We start from the raw sequence: 19,749 nt of genomic DNA, 5'->3' as shown, positions 1-19,749 counted from the left end.
AGATCATTAAAAAGCATCCGTCTTTTTGCGAATGCGGGTGCAAATATACATGCATTAATTTATTTTTCAAGACATAATTGCTATAATTTTACCATAGTTTTGCCTTTTGCTCATTTTAAGTGATTTACAGATGAAATTTTTTTTGATTGGATACATGGGAAGTGGTAAATCCACCGTTGGAAAACTGCTTTCTGAAGAGTTAAACCATAAATTTTATGATCTTGACCAGGAGATCGAAAAAGAATACGGCTTGGCGATCTCAGAAATCTTCGCTAGAAGAGGAGAAATCTTCTTCAGAAAAGCTGAAAGAAAAATGCTGCAGAAATTAATTGACCTTGATGAGGACGCTATAGTTTCACTTGGTGGTGGAACGCCGTGTTATGGTGACAATATGGAGCTTATAAAAAATGCAGATTTGGTACGATCTATTTATCTTAAGCTGAACATTCAAACTTTATTGCAGAGATTGAAACAAGAAAAAGAAGACAGGCCAATGATAAGTCATTTGGAAACCGAGGAGCTACTGGAAGAGTTTATTAGAAAGCATTTGTTTGAAAGAGGCTTTTATTACAATCAAAGTGAAAAAATACTAGATTGTAATGATAAAGATCCTTCTGAAATCACACAGGAGTTAATGGAGACTTTAAGATAACTCTACACGTTCATGATCTTTTTCAAAAATAACTTTTACCGTTTCGCTTAGAGAGGTCGAAAGAGAGAGGCCTTTAAAATCAGCTTTCACCGGGTATCGTTTGTGATTCCGGTCCACAAGCACGGCAGTCTTGAAATTTTTAATTGGAACATCGAGAAAGTATCGTACTCCATAAATTAGGGTGGAGCCAGAATTCAATACATCGTCCACCAGGATCAAAGATTTATTTTGATATTCTTCAGGCCTTAAGGAAACACTTATAGGATCGAGCGGTGCTTTTTTGTTGATCACTACCTTACCCAAAGTAGTTTTTAAAGGTGAAATATCATGAAGTTCCTTTTCAAGTTTCTGGGCTAGAATATATCCATTATTGGCGATTCCTGCGATAATGATCTCCTTCTCATCTACATTGCTTTCATAGATCTGGTAGGCTATTCTCCTAATTTTATGCTTGATCTCTTCCTGGTTGAGAATTGAATGCTTGGCTTTCATAGATTACTTTTTTCGGAATTTAAAGAATAGTTCATTCCCTAAACGTGGTTTTATGGAATTGTATGCTTTTTCCAGAATTTCAATATGATAATACGGACGAAAATAAGTTAAATATTCTTCACGACTGCCGCCATAAGGTGGACCGTCTTCCTTTAATTCAAAATCGAATAGTAAACCTGCCAAAATACCTCCAGGACTTAGAAGCTCACTGGTTTTATGAGCATACGCATTTCGTTTTGAAACTGGTAAGGCGCAGAAAAAGGTTTGTTCCAGAATTAGATCGAAGGAATTTTCAATTTCAAAAAAATCCTGGTGCAGCATTTGTTGTTCAGGAAATTCAGGATTACGACGTGAAAATGAGTTTAAAGGAATTTCAGCAATATCACAGAGAAACACATTTTTGAAACCACTTTTGAAAAGATATTCAGCTTCATATGCATTGCCTGCGCCGGGAATCAGGATTTTTAGATCCCTGTCTTCAATACCGTCTGCAAACTCCATAATCGGCGGAGAAACAGCTCCAAGGTCCCATCCGGTTTGATTATTTCTATATCTATCGTTCCAATAATCTTTAGTCATCTGTTTTCTTCTCTAAACCATCATCCTTTTTTTCGCCCAAGCCATCATCTGTATTTTCAAACCAGTCATCAATATCACGACGGTCTTTCTTAGTAGGTCGACCAGTACCTTTTTTGCGGTAATAGTCTTTGGAGTATTTTAAAAGATCCAGTTTCTCAAAGGCTTCTTTCGGGGTAATATCATGAACATAAATATTCACAAGTTTCGCACCAACACGACTTTTGGGAAGATCGAGGATCTCCAGCTCATAATTGATTTGATTTTTACGAACTCTTAGTTTATCACCAGGAAATACATCTTTGCTAGGTTTCAGGATCTCATCGTTCAATCTTACCTTTCCTTGCTTGCAGGCAGTTGTTGCCAGACTTCGGGTTTTAAAATAGCGTACGCACCATAAAAACTTATCAACTCTCATACTTATACCTTCAAATCGCCGTTCAATATTGAACAAAAATACAAGATTATTGTATCTTGCGGCTCCAAAATAAAATTCTGATGAGAATAAACAAATTGATGCTGATTGGTCTTACGGCTTTTCTTGCATTTGCATGTAATAATGATGACGATGGTGGTCTCGCCCAGGTAGAAGTTCGTGACCGTACAGAGGTTGCGGTCGAGGATGACCAGGCACTTTTAGACTACCTTTCGACGCACTTCTATAATTACGAAGATTTCGAAAATCCTTCTGAAGATTTCAACTATCAGATCGTATTCGATACGATCGCTGGAGAAAATGCAGATAAGCAGCCGATTATCAATTCAGATAAATTAATAACGAAAACTGTAAATCATGAAGGTGTAGACCAGAATCTATATGTACTAAAAGTACGTGAAGGCGCTGGAGCGAAACCTACCTTTGCAGATTCTACCTTTGTTACCTATGAAGGAGAACTTCTTACAGGAACTGTTTTTGACTCTAACTTAAGAAACCCTGTTTGGTTTAATCTTTCACCATATTTTGGGATCGTTGATAACCGTGTAACACCTCTTGGCGGAGTTATTAAAGGATTTCAGGCTGGATTAACTGAGTTTGGTGCAGCTACTGGTTTTACAGTCAATGCAGATAATACTGTAGAATGGAATAATGACTACGGGATTGGTGCCATTTTTATGCCTTCCGGGCTGGCTTATTACTTTAATTCACCGGAAACCATACCAGTATACTCACCGCTAGTTTTTCAAATTAGTAGTTATGTGGTGAACCAGGCAGATCATGATAATGATGGTATTCCTTCATTTATGGAAGACCTGGATGGAGATAATGATGTGACTTCAGATGATACAGATGAGGATGGACTTCCAAACTTATCAGATCCGGATGATGATGGTGATGGTACTCCTACAAGAGATGAAATCGAAATTACTGAGGATGGAACTTTGATCTTGACCGATTCAGATAACGACGGAACTCCAGATTACCTGGATCCAGACGTGTTTCAATAGTAGAATAGCTATTACAAATTAAAATGGAAAACCTGGCGATCGCCGGGTTTTTTATTTTCCGCCCGCAGATTGCAGATCCAGAATGCAGGCATCATCCAGCTGAGGAAGATTATTATTGTCGATAGTATTGATGACTCCGCTACCAAATTCGATACTGGCTTTCATTAGGCATTTATCGGTAAAACAGTGTGCAGTGTTATTCGGGTCCTCGTGATCTGTAACTGGCTCGACGCCCAGGTTGACAAGGCCAAATAAGTGTCCGAATTCATGATTCAACGTAGCGGCCTCAATAATTGCCTTATTGGGAGCGTTGAACTTGCTTGCAAAGTTTTTGATGGTTTCCCCGTAGAGGATAATCGAAGTATTTCTGAATGCTGTTCCCAGGGTGATCTTAGTTTCGGAATCGTTGATCTTCTTGCCAGCTGCAAAATAGATCCAGACACCAATTTCATCGCCTACCGTATAAACCGTGCGCGTATTGGTTTCTACCGTTCTCAAATCATCTTCATCGAAAGGAGTGAGTCCGGAACTTGCAACTGAGCGTAAATTAATGGTAATTCCATCGGGTTTATAAACTCTGCTTTCCAGGAAATTTCTAAAAGCATCGATCGCATCAGTCTCGGGTCTGAAGCCTTCAGCATATACGATCTCAATATTCATTGAAGTAAATTCAGTATCACTTAATAGATCTGAAGCAGATGAACCGGTAACCTTTAAGTTAGCCGCTTTAGTATTTCCATCTTCGGAATCATTATCAGAATCCTTACTACACGATACAGCTAAGCCGCTCAAGAACAGGATTAAAAAAGCTTTGTAAATTTTATTCATTCTGTATTAGATCTTGCGCAAAAATATGAAAAATAACGAGTTAGAGTTTTTTGAGAATCGCCAGGTAATCATAATGTTCTCCTTCAAGAACGATCTCACAGGAAAGATTGTTGTTGTGTGCTGCCTTCTGAAGAATTTCTTTATCTACGTATAACCAGTCAAAAGGATCTGAAGTTTCTCCCTTGTAACTCAATTCATAAGTGAGTTCCCCATAATATTCTTCGGAATCTATAAATTCATCATCAAAAAGATAAATAAGATCTGAAGAATCCAGAATCAGCTGCCCGTCATCATTCAGAAGCTTATGGCAGTGTTGAAGGAAATCATCGATATTATCAAGTTTTCCAATGATCCCGGTTCCATTCATTAGCATAAGAATGCTATCAAATCTTTCCGAAGAGATCTTATAGAAATCCTGAACAGCCGCGTGGGTGAGTCCGCGTTCTTTTGCGATCTCTATAGCTCCGGAAGAAGTATCGATAGCCTGAACATCCAGTTTGAGCTCATTTTGAAGATAAAGGGCATGACTGCCGGCCCCACAGCCAACATCAAGAATACTGCCTTTACAAAGTTTTAGTGCTTTCTGTTCAAGTTTCGGCATTTCTTCAAAATTCCGAAACAGATAAGCGACGGGTATTTCATCATTTTCAAAGTCTGGTGAATGCACCGTGATGGGAGTTTCATCTTTTTCTTTGTAGTAGCCTGCAATGGCTTTGCCGAATATATCCTTATTTTTGTCCAATGGATGAAGAGCTTAAAAGTTTACCTAATCGCGCCAAAGATAAGAAGAAGGAAAATAGAAAATTCTTTTCGCGACTAAAGAAGCGTCCTCCTAAGGATCTCGACAAGCTCATGGTAGAATTGCACGAGGAAGAATTCTCCAGAACCGACTGTTTGCAATGCGCTAACTGCTGTAAGACTACGGGACCTTTATTTACACAAAAAGACATTGGAAGAATCAGTAAACATTTTCGAATGAAGCCCGGAGATTTTATAGATACTTACCTAAGGCTGGATGAGGAGAACGATTATGTGCTGCAGCAGGTGCCATGTCCTTTTTTAGGCGACGATAATTACTGCGGTATTTATGATCAGCGACCAAAAGCCTGCCGGGAATATCCTCATACAGACCGCAAGGATTTTCATAAAATATCCTCTCTCACTATAAAAAATACTAGCATTTGTCCGGCGGCTTTCAATATAGTCGAGGAAATGAAAAAAAGATTAAAATCGTAACACTTAGGACTAAAAAAATTATATTTTTGGGAAAACCTTAAGGATGAAAAGTCTTATTCTTCTCCTGCTTTTATGTGGGTCTAATCTCTTTGCAAATAATTGGTATACAGATCTCGAAGCGGCGCAAAATGCAGCTATCGCCAGTAACAAATTGATATTGGTAGATTTCTGGGCTACCTGGTGCGGTCCATGTAAGGCTATGGATCGTGATGTATGGAGTGATCAGGAGATCCAAAAAGTGATGCAAAACTATATTCCTTTAAGAGTTGATTTCGACACTCAGCGTCAATTGAACATGGAGTATGGGGTAAAAGGAATTCCGTATGTGGTGATCATGGATGCCAATGGAAAGGTAATCCATAACAATCTTGGCTATACCAATAAACTGGAGACCATGAGAGTTCTGGAGAAGTTCAAATTAAATACTTCGTTTTTGCAGGTAGAGTCGGCTTATTACAAAAGAAAACCAAGTTATTCCACGGCTCTTAGACTAGCACAGAAATACCTGGATTATAGTTTATATCTGGATAAGGATCTTCGACGACCGATTCTAAATATAACCGAAGAATATCTTAATGAAGCTCAGGATCTGCTGGACGAAAAACAGTCTAATTATAAGATGATTAGTCAGAAACTGGATTTACTTGTGACAAATGTTGATCTCTATCAGGGTAATTACAGAAAGGTTGAAAGGTTTTTAAAGAAGAAAATTGACGAAGAAGAATTGCGTAAATATAACTGGGGGTTATATACTTTTCTAAATTACTGCATGGCCGTAGAAAATGGTGAAGAGGCACAAATTAGTAAGTGGACCGAAGAATTGGAAAAACTAAACAATTCAGATGTTTATAAAACCAGGGCTAAAAATCTGCAGGAAACGAGCTGATCATCTAAGGATACATCAAATATTTTGCGCGTGTTTTTTGAAATGATTCCAGTTCTGGCTTCCAGGATGACCGAATTTCTTCAGCAGAGAGACCTTTTGTAACTTGATCTTTCAGTAATGATGTTCCTGAAAGTTTCACAAAGAAATCATTAAAAAATTGTTCCTGATCTTCAGTGTTTTTATACGCTTCTATCAACCATTCCAGGTTGATGGAATTCAATGTTTCCGCGGTGCTCAAATTGCGCCCGAAACATTCCTTATTTTCATGCTTTGGATATTTAGCACCCTCCATAGACTTGGGAGTATAAGCATAATCGAAATATTCCTGGTCCAGAAAAGGTGAGCCAAAAACCTGGAATTGAAGTATAGTACCGCGACCGGCATTCACATTCGTTCCTTCAAAAAAGCAAAGACTTGGGTAAAGATTGATCGATTTAGCAGTAGGGAGATTCGGTGATGGCTTTACAGGTAGATTGTAGCTCATCTTACGCTGGTAATTTTGCATAGCAATTGTTTCCAGTTCACACTGAATTCCGTTCTCAAGCCATTTTTCTCCGTTAATCATTTTTGCATATTCCGCAATCGTCATTCCATGCACTACCGGTACTGGATGCATTCCTACAAAGCTTTGATGTTGCTTTTCGAGAATTGGACCGTCGATATAATGTCCGTTAGGATTTGGTCGGTCAAGAATTAGAACCGGAATTCCCTCTTCAGCACAGGCTTCCATGACATAATGCATTGTCGAGATGTATGTATAAAACCTGGCTCCAACATCCTGGATATCGAAGATTAGTAATTCTATACCTTTCAGGTCTTCAGCAGTTGGTTTTTTATGGCTTCCGTAGAGAGAAATAATCGGAAGGCCACTAATTGGGTCTTTACCGCTTTTGACGGTTTCGCCAGCATCTGCAGTTCCGCGAAAACCATGTTCGGGTGCGAAAACCTTTTTTATCTGGACATTTTTGCTTAATAAAGTGTCCACAAGATGAGTGTATTCTCCATTCTTTCTTTTTACTACGGAAGTTTGATTTCCCACAATTCCGATAGTTCTGTTTGCTATCTTCGGAAGTATAAGATCCATCCTGTTTGCGGCTGGTAAAACTTCAGAAGGAACCGTATCTGAAAGTTTTTCCGGTGAGACAACTTCAGAATTTTCCGAAGAGCTTTCGCTATGAGCGTTTCCGCAGGAAAGAATTCCAAAAACAAAGAATAATAATGTACTTTTGACCAACCTCTTAATCATAGCAATTTGAATTTCGAGTACTTTATAGTAAAGCGCCTTATTAGCGCGAAAAAATATAAAAGTAGCATATCTGCTCCTATAATAAAAATAGCGATCACGGCAATTGCTATAGGGGTTGTGATGATGCTCGTGTCTTTTGCGACCGGTCTTGGACTGCAGGAAAAAATAAGGGATAAGATCGCTGCTTTTAACGGTCATATTAGCATCTCCAGCTATGATAACAATAGCTCCAAAGTTTCATTAACACCCGTATCTACAGATCAGGACTTTTATCCTGAGTTCACCAGTGTGGAAGGGATCGATCACGTGCAGGCAGTTGCAAGTACTTTTGGCGTTATACGAACAGAAGAAGATTTTGAAGGGATCGTAGCCAAAGGTGTAGGAGCCGATTACAAATGGGATTATTTCGAGGAATTTCTTACGCAGGGTAGATTGCCCAACTATTCTGAAAACCTGAATAACGAAATTCTCATCTCTGAATATCTGGCGAACAGGCTTAAGCTGAAGAATGGAGACCGGGTGGCTACGTATTTTATGCGTGATGATAGTGATCTGCCAATACAACGTAGTTTTGAAATTGTTGGTGTTTACGAATCCGGTTTTCAGGAATTTGACGAGTTATATATGCTTACAGATATTAGGCATATTCAGAGAATAAACCGTTGGGAAGAGGATGAGATCGGTAATTTTGAAGTTTTCGTAGAAGATTTTGATCAACTTGACACCAAGGGCAACGAAGTTTATGAGAATACAGGATCTTTCTTGGATACCCAAACTATAAGTCAGAAATACTATTCCATTTTTGAGTGGTTGTCCCTGTTTGATTTTAATATGGCTCTTATTCTGGGCATAATGATCCTTGTTTCAGGGATCAACATGATCACCGCATTATTGGTTTTGATACTGGAAAGAACCCAAATGATCGGGATGTTGAAAGGACTTGGAGCAGCGGACTGGAGTATTCGAAAGATCTTTCTATACAACGCGGCTTATCTAATAGTCCTGGGGCTTTTCTGGGGTAATTTAATAGGAATTGGTCTGCTGGCGCTTCAGAAGTATTTTAAACTGATTCCGCTGGATCCCCGAACTTATTATGTAACCGAAGTTCCAATTTATCTAAGCTGGGATTATATTCTACTCGTAAATGCCGGAACTTTGATTCTCTGCATGCTTATGCTGCTAATTCCATCAGTGATCATCTCTAAGATCTCTCCGGTTAAGGCGATCAAATTCGATTAATAATTGCAGCTCTCATAGTTGACGTTGTAAAGCTTGGTTTAAGGCCAAAGGTTTTTTTACATTTGCAGACGTTAAAGAAAAATGAAAGCATGGATTACGCTGAGAATATATTAGGAACCATTGGGAATACTCCTATGGTTAAGATGAACAAGATCGTTGAAGATATCGATGCGCTTGTACTGGCAAAATATGAAACCTTTAATCCCGGGAATTCGGTAAAGGATAGGATGGCTGTGAAAATGGTAGAGGACGCCGAAGCCAAAGGTTTATTAAAGCCAGGAGGAACCATCATTGAAGGAACTTCAGGAAATACAGGAATGGGACTGGCACTTGCAGCGATCGTTAAAGGTTATAAGATGATCTGTGTGATGAGCGACAAGCAGAGTAAGGAAAAAATGGATATCCTTCGCGCAGTTGGAAGTGAAGTGGTTGTATGTCCTACAGATGTGGAGCCAGATGATCCACAATCTTATTATTCTACTTCGCGCAGACTTGCAGAAGAAACTCCAAATAGCTGGTATGTGAATCAATATGATAACCTTGCTAACCGTGAAGCTCATTACGAATCTACAGGTCCTGAGATCTGGAAACAAACAGACGGGAAAGTAACCCATTTTGTTGTTGGTGTAGGAACTGGTGGAACTATTTCTGGAGTTGGTAAGTATTTGAAAGAAAAAAATCCCGATATTAAGGTTTGGGGAATAGATACTTACGGTTCAGTATTCAAGAAATATCACGAAACTGGTGAATTCGATGAAAAGGAGATCTATCCTTACGTGACCGAAGGAATTGGAGAGGATATTTTACCTAAGAACGTTGACTTTGATGTGATCGACGGTTTTACGAAGGTAACAGATAAAGATGCAGCAGTTTATACGCAGAAATTATCCAAGGAAGAAGGGTTTTTCTTAGGTAATAGTGCAGGTGCTGCGGTAAAAGGGCTGTTACAATTAAAAGAACATTTTACTAAGGATGATGTCGTGGTAGTGCTTTTCCATGACCACGGAAGCCGATATGTTGGTAAAATGTATAATGATGACTGGATGAGAAAAATGGGTTACATCGACTAACACCAGTTATAGAATGTAGGAACTAATTGATTTTTTATATGACTAAGAATGCGTGGTTTTTAACCAGTTTATTCTTTATGCTGTCGCTTTCCATAAATGCGCAGGATGATGAAAGGAAAGAATCAGATCTTAAAGTTACTTTAGATCTAAACAATCCTACCAGGGAGATCAATGATGGTGTCACCATGGTGCATATTGAAGGAGGGAAAGCTCCTTACACTTACAAATGGACAAAGCAAAGCACTTCCCTTCAATCTAATAAATCTACAGGTATCACTGAAGGTCAGGAAGAATCGGTAACAGTGACCGATGCAAACGGAGTAAGTGTTACCAAAAATTTTAAAATACCTGCTGAAGCGATCACAGAAGTGGTTAACAGTAAAGTGCAGCCGGCAGTAGATTTTCTGGGTGGAATATTATTCTGGGATCCATTTGCTGCAGTTGGGATCTACGACCCGGTTGTTTATACCAATGATAGAGAGATACCAATCCCAAACTGGGATGCCACAACTAGTAAAACCTTCAGTTTAAAGCAATGGTTGGTTGAAGATGGTGGCCAGGTAGAAGCAGGTGATAAAATTGCTATTATAGAAAGTGAATCTGGGGAGGAGAAAGAGATCTTTTCCGAAGTTGATGGTACCATGAACTACCTCGTTCTGGAAGGCAACGAGATTTTCGACCCGAATGATCAGGATGATGTTATTGAGCAAAATGCTCATATGATCGCCAAAATTGAATTTGATGAGCCACAGCCTTTGCATCATCCCAATGGTGATGTGATTACCAACTCCATTCCTTTTATAGTGATCTGGCTTATACTCGGAAGTATATTCTTTACTATAAGACTTGGTTTCGTAAATATTCGTGGTTTTTCTCATTCTATTCAATTGGCCAAAGGGAAATACGACGATCCTGATGCTCCGGGTAGAATTACGCATTTCCAGGCAATGGCCACAGCAGTTTCTGCAACCGTTGGTCTTGGAAATATTGCTGGTGTTGCCGTTGCAATTTCACTTGGTGGAGCAGGGGCAACCTTCTGGATGTTTTGTGCCGGATTTTTCGCGATGTCTCTAAAATTTACCGAATGTACATTAGGAGTTAAATACAGGGAGATCAATGAAGACGGTAGAATCTTTGGTGGACCTATGAATTATCTTCGTTACGGTCTTGAGAAAAGAAATATGAAAGGTCTTGGGAAATTCCTTGCCAGTATCTTTGCAATATTAGGAGTTGGAGCTTCTTTTGGCGGTGGTAATATGATACAGTCTAACCAGGCATTTAAAATAGTTTCTGAGCAATTACCTTTTCTGGAAGGTCAGGGATTCTTGTTTGGGGTTGGATTTGCCATCCTGGTTGGAGCGGTGATCCTTGGGGGAATCAATAGTATTGCCCGGGTCACTGGAAAAGTGGTGCCTGTAATGGCGATTATCTATATCCTTGGTTGCGCAGTTGTGATCGGGGTGAATATTGAAAATATTGGTGCTGCATTTTCAGCGATCTATAACGGAGCCTTTTCAGCAGATGCTCTAAAAGGTGGTTTTATAGGGGTTTTAATTGTTGGTCTGCAAAGAGCAGCATTTTCCAGTGAAGCCGGGGTTGGTTCGGCAGCTATCGCACATAGTGCTACCAAAACCAATAATCCTATTGCAGATGGTTTTACTTCTTTAGTGGAACCTTTTATAGATACCATGATTGTGTGTACTATGACGGCATTGGTGCTTATCTTTACCGGAATGCATGAAGTAGGCGGTGGAATGAAAGGGGTTGAATTGACTTCAGATGCTTTTGGAAGTGTTATTTCCTGGTTCCCGGCAATCCTGGCACTTGCGGTTTTCTTATTTGCATTTTCCACGATGGTTTCCTGGTCTTATTACGGGATGCGTTCCTGGACCTATTTATTTGGGCAAAGCAAGAAATCTGAAATTATTTACAAAGTCTTATTCCTGATATTTGTAGTTGTAGGAGCATCAGTAAGTCTTGGAGCAGTATTGAGCTTCTCAGATATGATGATTCTTGCGATGTCATTTCCTAATATCATTGGATTATATATTATGTCTGCGGAAGTCAGAGCAGATATGGAAACCTATTGGGAGCGACTCAAAAATGGAGAATTGTTCATCAATCCTAAATTCAGAGATGCCTGATAAGGTTTTTACTGAAAGATCTATAAAAACTCTTCCTTCTACGGAAGAGTTTTTTGTTTCAAATCATCAGAGGCTTGCAGAAAGAGAAATAGAATGGCTCCAATAAAATAGAGTAGAACATCAACGAGATCTGCAGTATATCGATCTAAAAACTGCGGAAGTATCAATTCAAAATAGATAGCATAAAAGCAAGTAAGTGCTAGCGCCTGGGCGATACTTATTTTAATCGATCTATCCTTTGTGAGGTAGTGTGCCATTTTTAGACATACGGTCAAAATGATAGGCATACATAAAAAGTCATTGAGGTATGATGTAGTCCATACTGGGAAAGTCACTCCAGTAAATTTTAGAGCCTCGAAAAGTATAAAGATCAGTACGAATAGAATAAAGGTGGTATTCAGTAATCTCATAGGAGCGCAACAGATACTACGAAGGCAATTACAATACCTATTCCAAGTACAATGAGCCAGACCGTGTACCCGGTTTTGGCAAGGAAGCGTACAATAGGATTTTTATGTTCCTCAGCAGGTTCCGGGGCTGACTTCCGTTTGTATTCTCCGGGTCTTCGACTGGATTTTAGTTTAGTTTTCTTCGGATTTTTCTCCATGTTGTACTGCTCTTTGATCGAATTGTTCAGTTGTGTGAACTGTACTGCTGAAAATCAATTGATCTGTTAATTGAATTCTAAGATAAAAAAACTGGTCATCCAGCCATTCCAATTAATGAAGCTTTATGAAAACTTGAGTCTTCAGAATTATACTGAATTCTATTTCAGAATAAATTTATATAAAGTATTTTCATTGCTGAAATTGAACTTATGAAAAATCTATACTTTTTACTTTTAGCAATACTTATGGTATCCTGCAATGCTACCATGGATACTACCAGCAACGAAACTCCAGATAATCCAAAATATACCTACCTGGCGCTGGGAGATTCTTACACGATAGGGGAGAGCGTTCGGGAAACTGAAAGATGGCCTGTTCAATTAACCGAGCAACTTCGAAATAGAAATTATGAAATGGCTGCACCTATGATCATTGCAAAAACGGGATGGACGACTTCAGATCTATTGCGGGGAATGGACCAGAACCTGGAAGTGCAACGCGATTTTGACCTGGTTTCTATCTTGATTGGGGTTAACAACCAGTATCAGGGTAAACTTATTACAGAATACGAGGAAGAACTACGCCAGATCTTCAGGCGTGCGATCAATCATTCTAAAACTCTGGAAAAAGGAGTTTTCGCCGTAAGTATTCCGGATTATGGTTATACCCCTTTTGGATCCTCAAACCAGGAGAAAATCAGTGCTGAAATCGACAGGTTCAACCAGGTTTTTAAAAGAGTTGCAGATGAATTCGGAGTAGTGTTCTATAATATCACTCCAATTTCAAGAGATAGCAACAACCCTGAACTGGTAGCAAGTGATGGTTTGCATCCAAGTGCTTTACAGTATCAACTTTGGGTAGAACAATACATTTCTCAGGTAGCAGAAAAATTACCTAATTAATTTTTTAGCACTTCATTTTCAAATGAATAATTTAATACATTCGGAGAGTGAAGGAAGACTTTCTTTATTATCTCTGGAAGTTTCAGAAATTTGATTCCGAATGTCTTAGAACTTCGGAAGGAGAATCTTTACAAATCATTTCGACAGGTTCTCAAAACGACTTATCCGGCCCGGATTTCTTCAATGCTCACTTAATAATCTCAGGAATCAAATGGGCTGGCAATGTTGAAATGCATCTAAAGTCATCAGACTGGTACCTACATCACCATGAAACAGATCCTGCCTACGAAAATGTGATCCTGCATGTGGTATGGGAACACGATGAGAACATCTTCCGAAGAGATGGTAGCCTTATACCAGTATTAGAATTTAGGAATATCATCGAATTTTCTATGATTTCAAAATACCGTCACCTGCTGGAAAGTCATCATAATAGTATCAATTGTGAAGACAGTTTTTCTGAATTTTCCACTTTTGAGATCGAACATTGGCTCGAAAGACTATATTTTGAAAGACTTGAAAGAAAATCAGAACTGATATTTGAAGTATTACAACGTTCCAACAATGATTGGAATACAGCCTGCATGATCCTAATCTTTCGAGCTTTCGGTTTAAATATCAATGGCGATTATTTTTCAAACCTGGCAGAAAATCTGGGCTATTCTCTAGTTGCAAAATTAGGAAGAGATCAGTTTTCCCTCGAAGCACTATTTATGGGGTATTCTAATTTGATCCATGGAGCAGATCAGTATTCAGAAGAACTACTAACAGAATTCCAGTTTCTACAACATAAGTTCCGTATACCTTTGATCGATTCTAAACCAGAATTTTTCAGATTAAGACCAGATAACTTTCCTACAATCAGGTTGGCCCAGCTCGCTAGTTTGTATGCTCAGCGACCCTCATTCTTTTCAGATATTATTGCTGCGAAAGATTTGAATGAAATAAGATCCCTTTTTACTATTGAAGTTTCTGTTTACTGGAAGACTCACTACAATTTCGATAAAACCCATAAATCTAGATCAAAAAAGTTGAGCAACTCTTTTTTAGAACTATTGTTGATCAATTTTGTAATCCCATTGAAATTCGCATTCTCAAAAAGTTCCGGAGAACCAGCGTCCAGTCTCTATGAAATAGTAACAAGCCTGAAAGCCGAAAAGAACTCGATAGTGAATATGTTCAATAATTTAAGACAGGGTACAGTCAGGAATGCACTGGAATCGCAGGCGGCGCTTGAGCTCAAGAAGAATTATTGTAGTAAGGGTAGATGTTTGCAGTGTGAATTAGGCGCTAGATTATTGAGAAAATCTGTTAAATACGTTTAAATTTGTAATATGGCAGGCATGGTATCAAATATGAGACATTACCTTGAAAAGCACGGATTCTACGTATCCACCAGGATGGCAGATAAGATGGGAATTCGCGCAAAGAATGTTCGGTTGTTCTTTATATATGCAAGCTTTTTTACCATGGGTGCAGGTTTTATTGTATACCTGATCCTTGCTTTCTGGCTCAAACTTAAAGACCTAATCTACACGAAGAGAACCTCTGTATTTGATTTATGAGACAATTGATAGATTCCAGGATCAGGCTGGCCGTAGTCTTGATTATTATGGTGTTCGTTACCGGAATCGTTGGTTTCAGGTTCTTATATGATTATACATGGATTGATGCGCTCTATATGACCATCATTACCGTAAGTACTGTAGGATATGGGGAAGTCCAGCCTATGGGGGCCTACGGAAAATTATTTACTTCCTTTTTTATTATTTCCGGACTGTTCATCTTTGGTTTCGGTCTCTCTACGATCACAGAACATATTCTGAATAAGAACAATATTGGTAATCTAAAACGTAATAAAATGAAGAAGAGGATAGACTCCCTGAACGATCATATCATTGTTTGTGGTTACGGTCAAAACGGGAAACAGGCAGTTCAGAAATTACTGGACTATCGAAAGGATTTTGTTATCATAGATGATCATGAGGAAGTCTTTCAGAATCTGGAAAATGACAGACTCAATTATATTGTAGGAAATGCTACCGAAGATGAGGTGCTTAGCCTTGCTGGTGTGGAAAGAGCATCCACTTTGATCTGTGCTCTTCCCAGGGATGCAGATAACCTGTTCATCGTACTTTCAGCAAGACAGTTAAAAAAGGATCTGAAGATTATTAGCAGGGCTACGGAAGAAAACAGCTATAAAAAGTTGAAACTGGCCGGTGCAGATAACGTCATTATGCCCGATAGAATAGGGGGGAGTCATATGGCTTCCCTTGTAGTGGTTCCAGATCTGGTCGAATTTCTGGATAATCTTTCTGTTTCTGGAGAGCAGGACAGTATTAATGTAGAACAGATCTCATTTTCTAAAATTTGCACAGATGGAGTGGAAAGGTCAATTTCTGAAACCGATATTCGAAAAAAAACCGGTTGCTCTGTTATTGGCTATAAATCACCGTCTGGAACCTATGTGGTAAACCCGGAACCATCTCAACGTATCGAGCGTGATTCTAAGTTGATTATGATTGGCAGGCCTGATCAAATTGAGTATTTAAAAAAGTATTATTCGGTTTAGAAATCAGACTCATATTTTAATAAACATCTAGTTTTCTTTAACATGACATTCACAATTTAACTCCCAAAAGTTTGTTTTAGCCCAATTTTTTAGCATATTCACGCGCTGAAAATTTAACTTCATTATTAATAACCAAATTTCCATATGAGAAAGTATTTGCTTTCAATGTTCTTTTTATTTTCGATTGTAGGACTATCTGCACAGGAACTAGACGTAAAAGCCCAGGTAGGAAACCCCTCCAAAGTAATAAATAATGGATTCATTGAACTGGATGTAACAGGAGGAACTCCTCCTTACCAGTATAAATGGTCCAACCAGGGAACCAGCCTGGAATCTAATAAGACCGCTGGTCTTACAGAAGGTGTTCCATATACTGTAGTAGTTACTGATGCTGCTGGAAACAAATTTGAAGGTGAGTACCAGGTAGAGGCAGAAGCAATTACCGAACACTTCAACGGAACTTTTTCTCCTATTGTAGCTAGTATGGGAAGCGTACTTTTTTGGGATCCATTTACGGCTATGGGAGTTTACGATCCTGTTATTTATGCTGATATAAAAAGAATTGAAGCTCCAACCTGGAGTGCTTCTGAAGATGCTAAATTTGTTCTTGAAGAATGGCTGGTCGAAGATGGAGAGCATGTGAACGAAGGAGATCCTATTGCGGTTGTTACCAAGAATGGTGAAAGCATCGAAGTGCTTGCGAACGCTGATGGTACACTAGATCAGTTTCAAGCGGAAGGTGAAGTAATCTACAACTCGGAAAATAAGCAACATGTTATTGAGCAGGGAGCTCAGTATTTTGGAAGCATTATATATGATGAGCCGGTAGCGCTTCTTCATCCAAATGGAGACCCTCAAACTAAAAACATCCCATTTATTGTGGTTTGGCTTGTATTGGGAGCATTGTTCTTCACGATCAGGTTAGGTTTTATTAATATTAGAGGTTTTAAACACTCTTTACAATTAGCTAAGGGTAAATATGACGATCCAAACGCTCCTGGACAGGTAACTCACTTCCAGGCACTGGCTACTGCCGTTTCTGGTACTGTAGGTCTTGGTAACATTGCTGGTGTGGCAGTGGCGATCTCATTAGGAGGTGCCGGTGCGACGATGTGGATGATCCTTGCGGGACTTCTTGGAATGTCTTCCAAATTTGTGGAATGTACTCTAGGTGTGAAATATAGATTTATAAATGCTGATGGTCGTGTTTTTGGTGGTCCAATGAACTACTTGAGATATGGACTCGAAAAAAGAAACAAAAGAGGTCTTGGTAAATTCCTTGCTGCATTTTTCGCGATACTTGCGATCGGTGCCTCTTTTGGTGGTGGAAACATGTTCCAGGCCAACCAGTCTTTCTCTATTCTTGCTGGAGAATTTCCAATGCTGGAAGGAAACGGATTCATTTTTGGGATCGTAGTTGCAGTATTGGTAGGTATTGTAATTATTGGAGGTATTAGCAGTATAGCTAAGGTAACTGGTAAGATCGTTCCAATCATGGCAGCAGTTTATGTGCTAGGTGCATTAGTTGTAATAGGTGTAAATATTGAAAATATTGGTCCTGCATTTACTGCAATCTGGGATGGAGCTTTTAATCCGAGTGCTTTAAAAGGTGGAGTTATTGGTGTTCTAATCGTAGGATTCCAGCGTGCAGCTTTCTCTAATGAGGCTGGTGTTGGTTCTGCAGCGATTGCGCATAGTGCAGCGAAAACGAATCACCCGCCTTCTGAAGGTTTTGTAGCTCTGTTAGAACCATTTATCGATACCGTAGTAGTTTGTACGCTTACTGCCTTAGTATTGATCTTTACAGGAATGCACGAAGTAGAAGGTGTTGGCGGTGTAGAATTAACTTCAAGTGCTTTTGGAAGTGTGATCTCATGGTTCCCATATGTTCTGGCTACAGCAGTATTCTTATTCGCATTTTCCACGATGATCTCATGGTCTTATTATGGAATGAGAGCCTGGACTTACCTGTTTGGAAAAAGTAAAATAAACGAAATTATCTATAAAGTTTTATTCTTAATCTTTGTAGTAGTTGGAGCCTCAGTTAGTTTAGGAGCGGTGCTGGATTTCTCAGATATGATGATCCTTGCCATGTCCTTCCCTAATATTATAGGTCTATATATTATGATTGGAGAAGTAAGTAATGATCTTAAGGATTACTCTAAGAAGCTTAAAGCTGGAGAGTTATTCCATAAAACTGAAGAGCCAGCCGCATAGGCTCTCTCTAATATGAAATTTTTAAAATCCCATTTTGCGCTTTCAAGAAGTCAGCAGAATGGGATTTTTATTTTGGTCTTGGTTATTATTATCCTGCAGTTGATTCTCTTCGGAAGTGATTATATATCTAAAGATAGCACACCGGTAAATGATGAGAAACTTCAGAAATTCCAGAATCAGTTAGATTCTATCCGTAAGCTGAAACCTTTAGGTAAGGATACCATCTATCCTTTCAATCCGAACTATTTATCAGATTTCAAAGCATATCAGATAGGATTGAGCGTAGAAGAGATCGATAAATTATTGAAGTACCGTGCTACCAATAAATGGATAAACTCATCTGAAGAATTCCAGACTGTGACCGGAGTAAGTGATAGTTTGATGATGATCATAGAGCCTTCTTTTAGGTTTCCTGACTGGGTTAAGAACTCCGGGAAGCTTCAGAAACCCATAACAGGAAAGGCTGAAGTGATTTCGATTGCCGACCTTAATACTGTTTCTGCTGAAGATCTTCAGGTTGTAAATGGAATTGGTGAAAAACTTTCAGAGAGGATCGTGAAATACAGAAACAGCATTGGCGGTTTTCTTTCCGAAGAACAATTGAAGGATGTGTACGGACTAAGTCCTGAGGTGATCGCCAGAATTAATGAGAAGTTCCAGGTTATCAATAAACCACAGATAATCCTCCAGAATATAAATTCCATCACAGAAGCTGAACTGGCAGAATTGCCATATTTTAATCCTGCTCTGGCCAGGAAAATTATAAATCACAGAACCATGAATGAAGGGATTCGGTCTTTTGAAGAATTGACAAAAATCAGTGGATTTCCTTCCGATAAAATCGACAGAATTAAATTATATTTGTCAGTACAGTGATTTTTGTTAGAAAATCGATCTGAAATTGTAAATATAATAATTGCTAATACGGCCTTTTAGCCGGGAAAAAATAAATAGAAATGAGTAGATATTTTACAGAGGAACATGATCTTTTCAGGAAGAGTTTTCAGGAATTTCTTCAGAAAGAAGTAGTGCCTCACGTAGATAAATGGGAAGAAACCGGTACCATTGAAAGGTTTATCTGGAAGAAGTTTGGAGAGATGGGTTATTTCGGTCTTAATCAACCGGAAGAGTATGGAGGAATGGCTTTAGACCTGTTCTATACAATTATATTTCTTGAGGAACTTCAGAAAGTGAACTCAGGTGGTTTTGGAGCAGCGATGTGGGCGCATGCTTATCTTGCTATGACGCATTTAAAGGTTGAAGCCAGTCATGAACTCAAAGAGAAATACCTGACACCTGCGATTGAAGGTGAAATGATAGGTTGTCTTGGAATATCAGAACCATTTGGAGGATCTGATGTTGCTGGTATGAAAACTACTGCTGTAAAGAAAGGTGATCATTATGTGATCAATGGTTCAAAGACTTTTATTACCAATGGAGTATATGCAGATTTTTATGTGGTAGCTGCTAAAACAGATCCTGAAAAAGGAAATAAAGGAATGAGTATGTTCCTATTGGATAAAGAGTTTGCAGGAATTTCAGCAAATAAACTGAATAAACTAGGCTGGAGAGCATCAGATACTGCAGAACTTGCATTTGATAATGTGAAAGTACCTGTTGAAAATTTACTTGGTG

Annotated in this window: 21 protein-coding genes; 14 read left to right on the top strand and 7 right to left on the bottom strand. The window is 38.9% G+C overall.

Going from position 1 to position 19,749, the window contains the following annotated elements; genetic code table 11:
- Positions 1–130 precede the first annotated feature (130 nt).
- Positions 131–652 (top strand): shikimate kinase, encoded by a 522-nt coding sequence (locus tag ACNI3T_RS03160; protein ID WP_418226593.1) that lies wholly within the window; start codon positions 131–133, stop codon positions 650–652.
- On the opposite strand, the gene ACNI3T_RS03155 is transcribed toward ACNI3T_RS03160, so the two are convergent.
- The 3 genes from ACNI3T_RS03155 to ACNI3T_RS03145 are packed head-to-tail and all read right to left on the bottom strand — an operon-like array spanning position 644 to position 2,138.
- Positions 644–1,144 carry a phosphoribosyltransferase family protein gene (locus ACNI3T_RS03155; RefSeq protein WP_418226592.1) on the bottom strand — a complete coding sequence of 167 codons (501 nt, stop codon included), beginning with the start codon at positions 1,142–1,144 and terminating at the stop codon, positions 644–646. The genes ACNI3T_RS03160 and ACNI3T_RS03155 overlap by 9 nt on opposite strands.
- A gap of 3 nt (positions 1,145–1,147) precedes the next feature.
- Positions 1,148–1,723, bottom strand: a complete 576-nt coding sequence (locus ACNI3T_RS03150) for a methyltransferase domain-containing protein (protein ID WP_418226591.1) — start codon at positions 1,721–1,723, stop codon at positions 1,148–1,150.
- Positions 1,716–2,138 carry an RNA-binding S4 domain-containing protein gene (locus tag ACNI3T_RS03145; protein WP_418226590.1) on the bottom strand — a complete coding sequence of 141 codons (423 nt, stop codon included), beginning with the start codon at positions 2,136–2,138 and terminating at the stop codon, positions 1,716–1,718. Before ACNI3T_RS03145 ends, ACNI3T_RS03150 begins: the two co-directional genes overlap by 8 nt.
- Positions 2,139–2,218: 80 nt before the next feature.
- On the opposite strand from ACNI3T_RS03145, the gene ACNI3T_RS03140 reads away from it, so the two are divergent.
- Positions 2,219–3,166, top strand: coding sequence for an FKBP-type peptidyl-prolyl cis-trans isomerase (locus ACNI3T_RS03140; RefSeq protein WP_322302143.1), 948 nt, complete (start codon positions 2,219–2,221; stop codon positions 3,164–3,166).
- 51 nt (positions 3,167–3,217) lie between these two features.
- On the opposite strand, the gene ACNI3T_RS03135 is transcribed toward ACNI3T_RS03140, so the two are convergent.
- Together ACNI3T_RS03135 and ACNI3T_RS03130 are read right to left on the bottom strand one after the other, a co-directional pair.
- Positions 3,218–3,994 (bottom strand): hypothetical protein, encoded by a 777-nt coding sequence (locus ACNI3T_RS03135; protein ID WP_418226589.1) that lies wholly within the window; start codon positions 3,992–3,994, stop codon positions 3,218–3,220.
- 40 nt (positions 3,995–4,034) lie between these two features.
- Positions 4,035–4,736, bottom strand: coding sequence for a class I SAM-dependent methyltransferase (locus tag ACNI3T_RS03130; protein ID WP_418226588.1), 702 nt, complete (start codon positions 4,734–4,736; stop codon positions 4,035–4,037).
- Between ACNI3T_RS03130 and ACNI3T_RS03125 the strand changes: the two genes are divergently transcribed.
- Together ACNI3T_RS03125 and ACNI3T_RS03120 are read left to right on the top strand one after the other, a co-directional pair.
- Positions 4,736–5,230 carry a YkgJ family cysteine cluster protein gene (locus ACNI3T_RS03125; protein WP_418226587.1) on the top strand — a complete coding sequence of 165 codons (495 nt, stop codon included), beginning with the start codon at positions 4,736–4,738 and terminating at the stop codon, positions 5,228–5,230. The genes ACNI3T_RS03130 and ACNI3T_RS03125 overlap by 1 nt on opposite strands.
- 43 nt (positions 5,231–5,273) lie before the next feature.
- Positions 5,274–6,116 (top strand): thioredoxin family protein, encoded by an 843-nt coding sequence (locus ACNI3T_RS03120; protein ID WP_418226586.1) that lies wholly within the window; start codon positions 5,274–5,276, stop codon positions 6,114–6,116.
- A 4-nt stretch (positions 6,117–6,120) separates the two neighbouring features.
- On the opposite strand, the gene ACNI3T_RS03115 is transcribed toward ACNI3T_RS03120, so the two are convergent.
- A complete protein-coding gene (locus tag ACNI3T_RS03115; RefSeq protein ID WP_418226585.1) occupies positions 6,121–7,362 on the bottom strand; it encodes an exo-beta-N-acetylmuramidase NamZ family protein in 1,242 nt (413 codons plus the stop codon).
- A 6-nt stretch (positions 7,363–7,368) separates the two neighbouring features.
- Here ACNI3T_RS03115 and ACNI3T_RS03110 point away from each other — a divergent pair, with 6 nt between their 5' ends.
- The 3 genes from ACNI3T_RS03110 (at position 7,369) to ACNI3T_RS03100 (ending at position 11,815) form a co-directional block, all read left to right on the top strand.
- The gene (locus ACNI3T_RS03110) at positions 7,369–8,601 is read left to right on the top strand and encodes an ABC transporter permease (RefSeq protein ID WP_418226584.1); all 1,233 of its coding nucleotides are present in this window, start codon (positions 7,369–7,371) and stop codon (positions 8,599–8,601) included.
- A gap of 89 nt (positions 8,602–8,690) precedes the next feature.
- Positions 8,691–9,671, top strand: a complete 981-nt coding sequence (locus ACNI3T_RS03105) for a PLP-dependent cysteine synthase family protein (protein ID WP_295180514.1) — start codon at positions 8,691–8,693, stop codon at positions 9,669–9,671.
- A 38-nt stretch (positions 9,672–9,709) separates the two neighbouring features.
- Positions 9,710–11,815 carry an amino acid carrier protein gene (locus tag ACNI3T_RS03100; RefSeq protein WP_418226583.1) on the top strand — a complete coding sequence of 702 codons (2,106 nt, stop codon included), beginning with the start codon at positions 9,710–9,712 and terminating at the stop codon, positions 11,813–11,815.
- Between the two features lie 38 nt (positions 11,816–11,853).
- Here the strand turns inward: ACNI3T_RS03100 and ACNI3T_RS03095 are convergent, their stop codons facing one another.
- Positions 11,854–12,225 (bottom strand): hypothetical protein, encoded by a 372-nt coding sequence (locus tag ACNI3T_RS03095; protein ID WP_418226582.1) that lies wholly within the window; start codon positions 12,223–12,225, stop codon positions 11,854–11,856.
- 407 nt (positions 12,226–12,632) lie between these two features.
- Here ACNI3T_RS03095 and ACNI3T_RS03090 point away from each other — a divergent pair, with 407 nt between their 5' ends.
- The 7 genes from ACNI3T_RS03090 to ACNI3T_RS03060 all read left to right on the top strand — a co-directional run.
- Positions 12,633–13,325: an SGNH/GDSL hydrolase family protein gene (locus ACNI3T_RS03090; RefSeq protein ID WP_418226581.1), complete on the top strand. Its 693-nt coding sequence runs from the start codon at positions 12,633–12,635 to the stop codon at positions 13,323–13,325.
- A 47-nt stretch (positions 13,326–13,372) separates the two neighbouring features.
- Positions 13,373–14,650 (top strand): DUF2851 family protein, encoded by a 1,278-nt coding sequence (locus ACNI3T_RS03085; protein WP_418226580.1) that lies wholly within the window; start codon positions 13,373–13,375, stop codon positions 14,648–14,650.
- A gap of 30 nt (positions 14,651–14,680) precedes the next feature.
- A complete protein-coding gene (locus ACNI3T_RS03080; protein ID WP_416173206.1) occupies positions 14,681–14,890 on the top strand; it encodes a PspC domain-containing protein in 210 nt (69 codons plus the stop codon).
- Positions 14,887–15,897, top strand: coding sequence for a potassium channel family protein (locus ACNI3T_RS03075; protein ID WP_418226579.1), 1,011 nt, complete (start codon positions 14,887–14,889; stop codon positions 15,895–15,897). Before ACNI3T_RS03080 ends, ACNI3T_RS03075 begins: the two co-directional genes overlap by 4 nt.
- 144 nt (positions 15,898–16,041) lie before the next feature.
- Entirely contained in the window at positions 16,042–18,114 is a 2,073-nt protein-coding gene (locus ACNI3T_RS03070; RefSeq protein ID WP_141877080.1) for an amino acid carrier protein, read from the top strand.
- Positions 18,115–18,126: 12 nt separating this feature from the next.
- Positions 18,127–18,990, top strand: a complete 864-nt coding sequence (locus tag ACNI3T_RS03065; RefSeq protein WP_418226578.1) for a ComEA family DNA-binding protein — start codon at positions 18,127–18,129, stop codon at positions 18,988–18,990.
- 80 nt (positions 18,991–19,070) lie between these two features.
- A partial coding sequence (locus tag ACNI3T_RS03060; RefSeq protein ID WP_418226577.1) for an acyl-CoA dehydrogenase family protein occupies positions 19,071–19,749 on the top strand: 679 nt, incomplete at its 3' end.

Origin of the sequence: Christiangramia qingdaonensis (assembly GCF_048381525.1) — a bacterium.
In the GTDB taxonomy this organism is placed as follows: Bacteria; Bacteroidota; Bacteroidia; order Flavobacteriales; family Flavobacteriaceae; genus Christiangramia.
The sequence above is the reverse complement of the archived record's forward strand: the minus strand, read 5'-3'. Positions and strand labels throughout refer to the sequence as shown.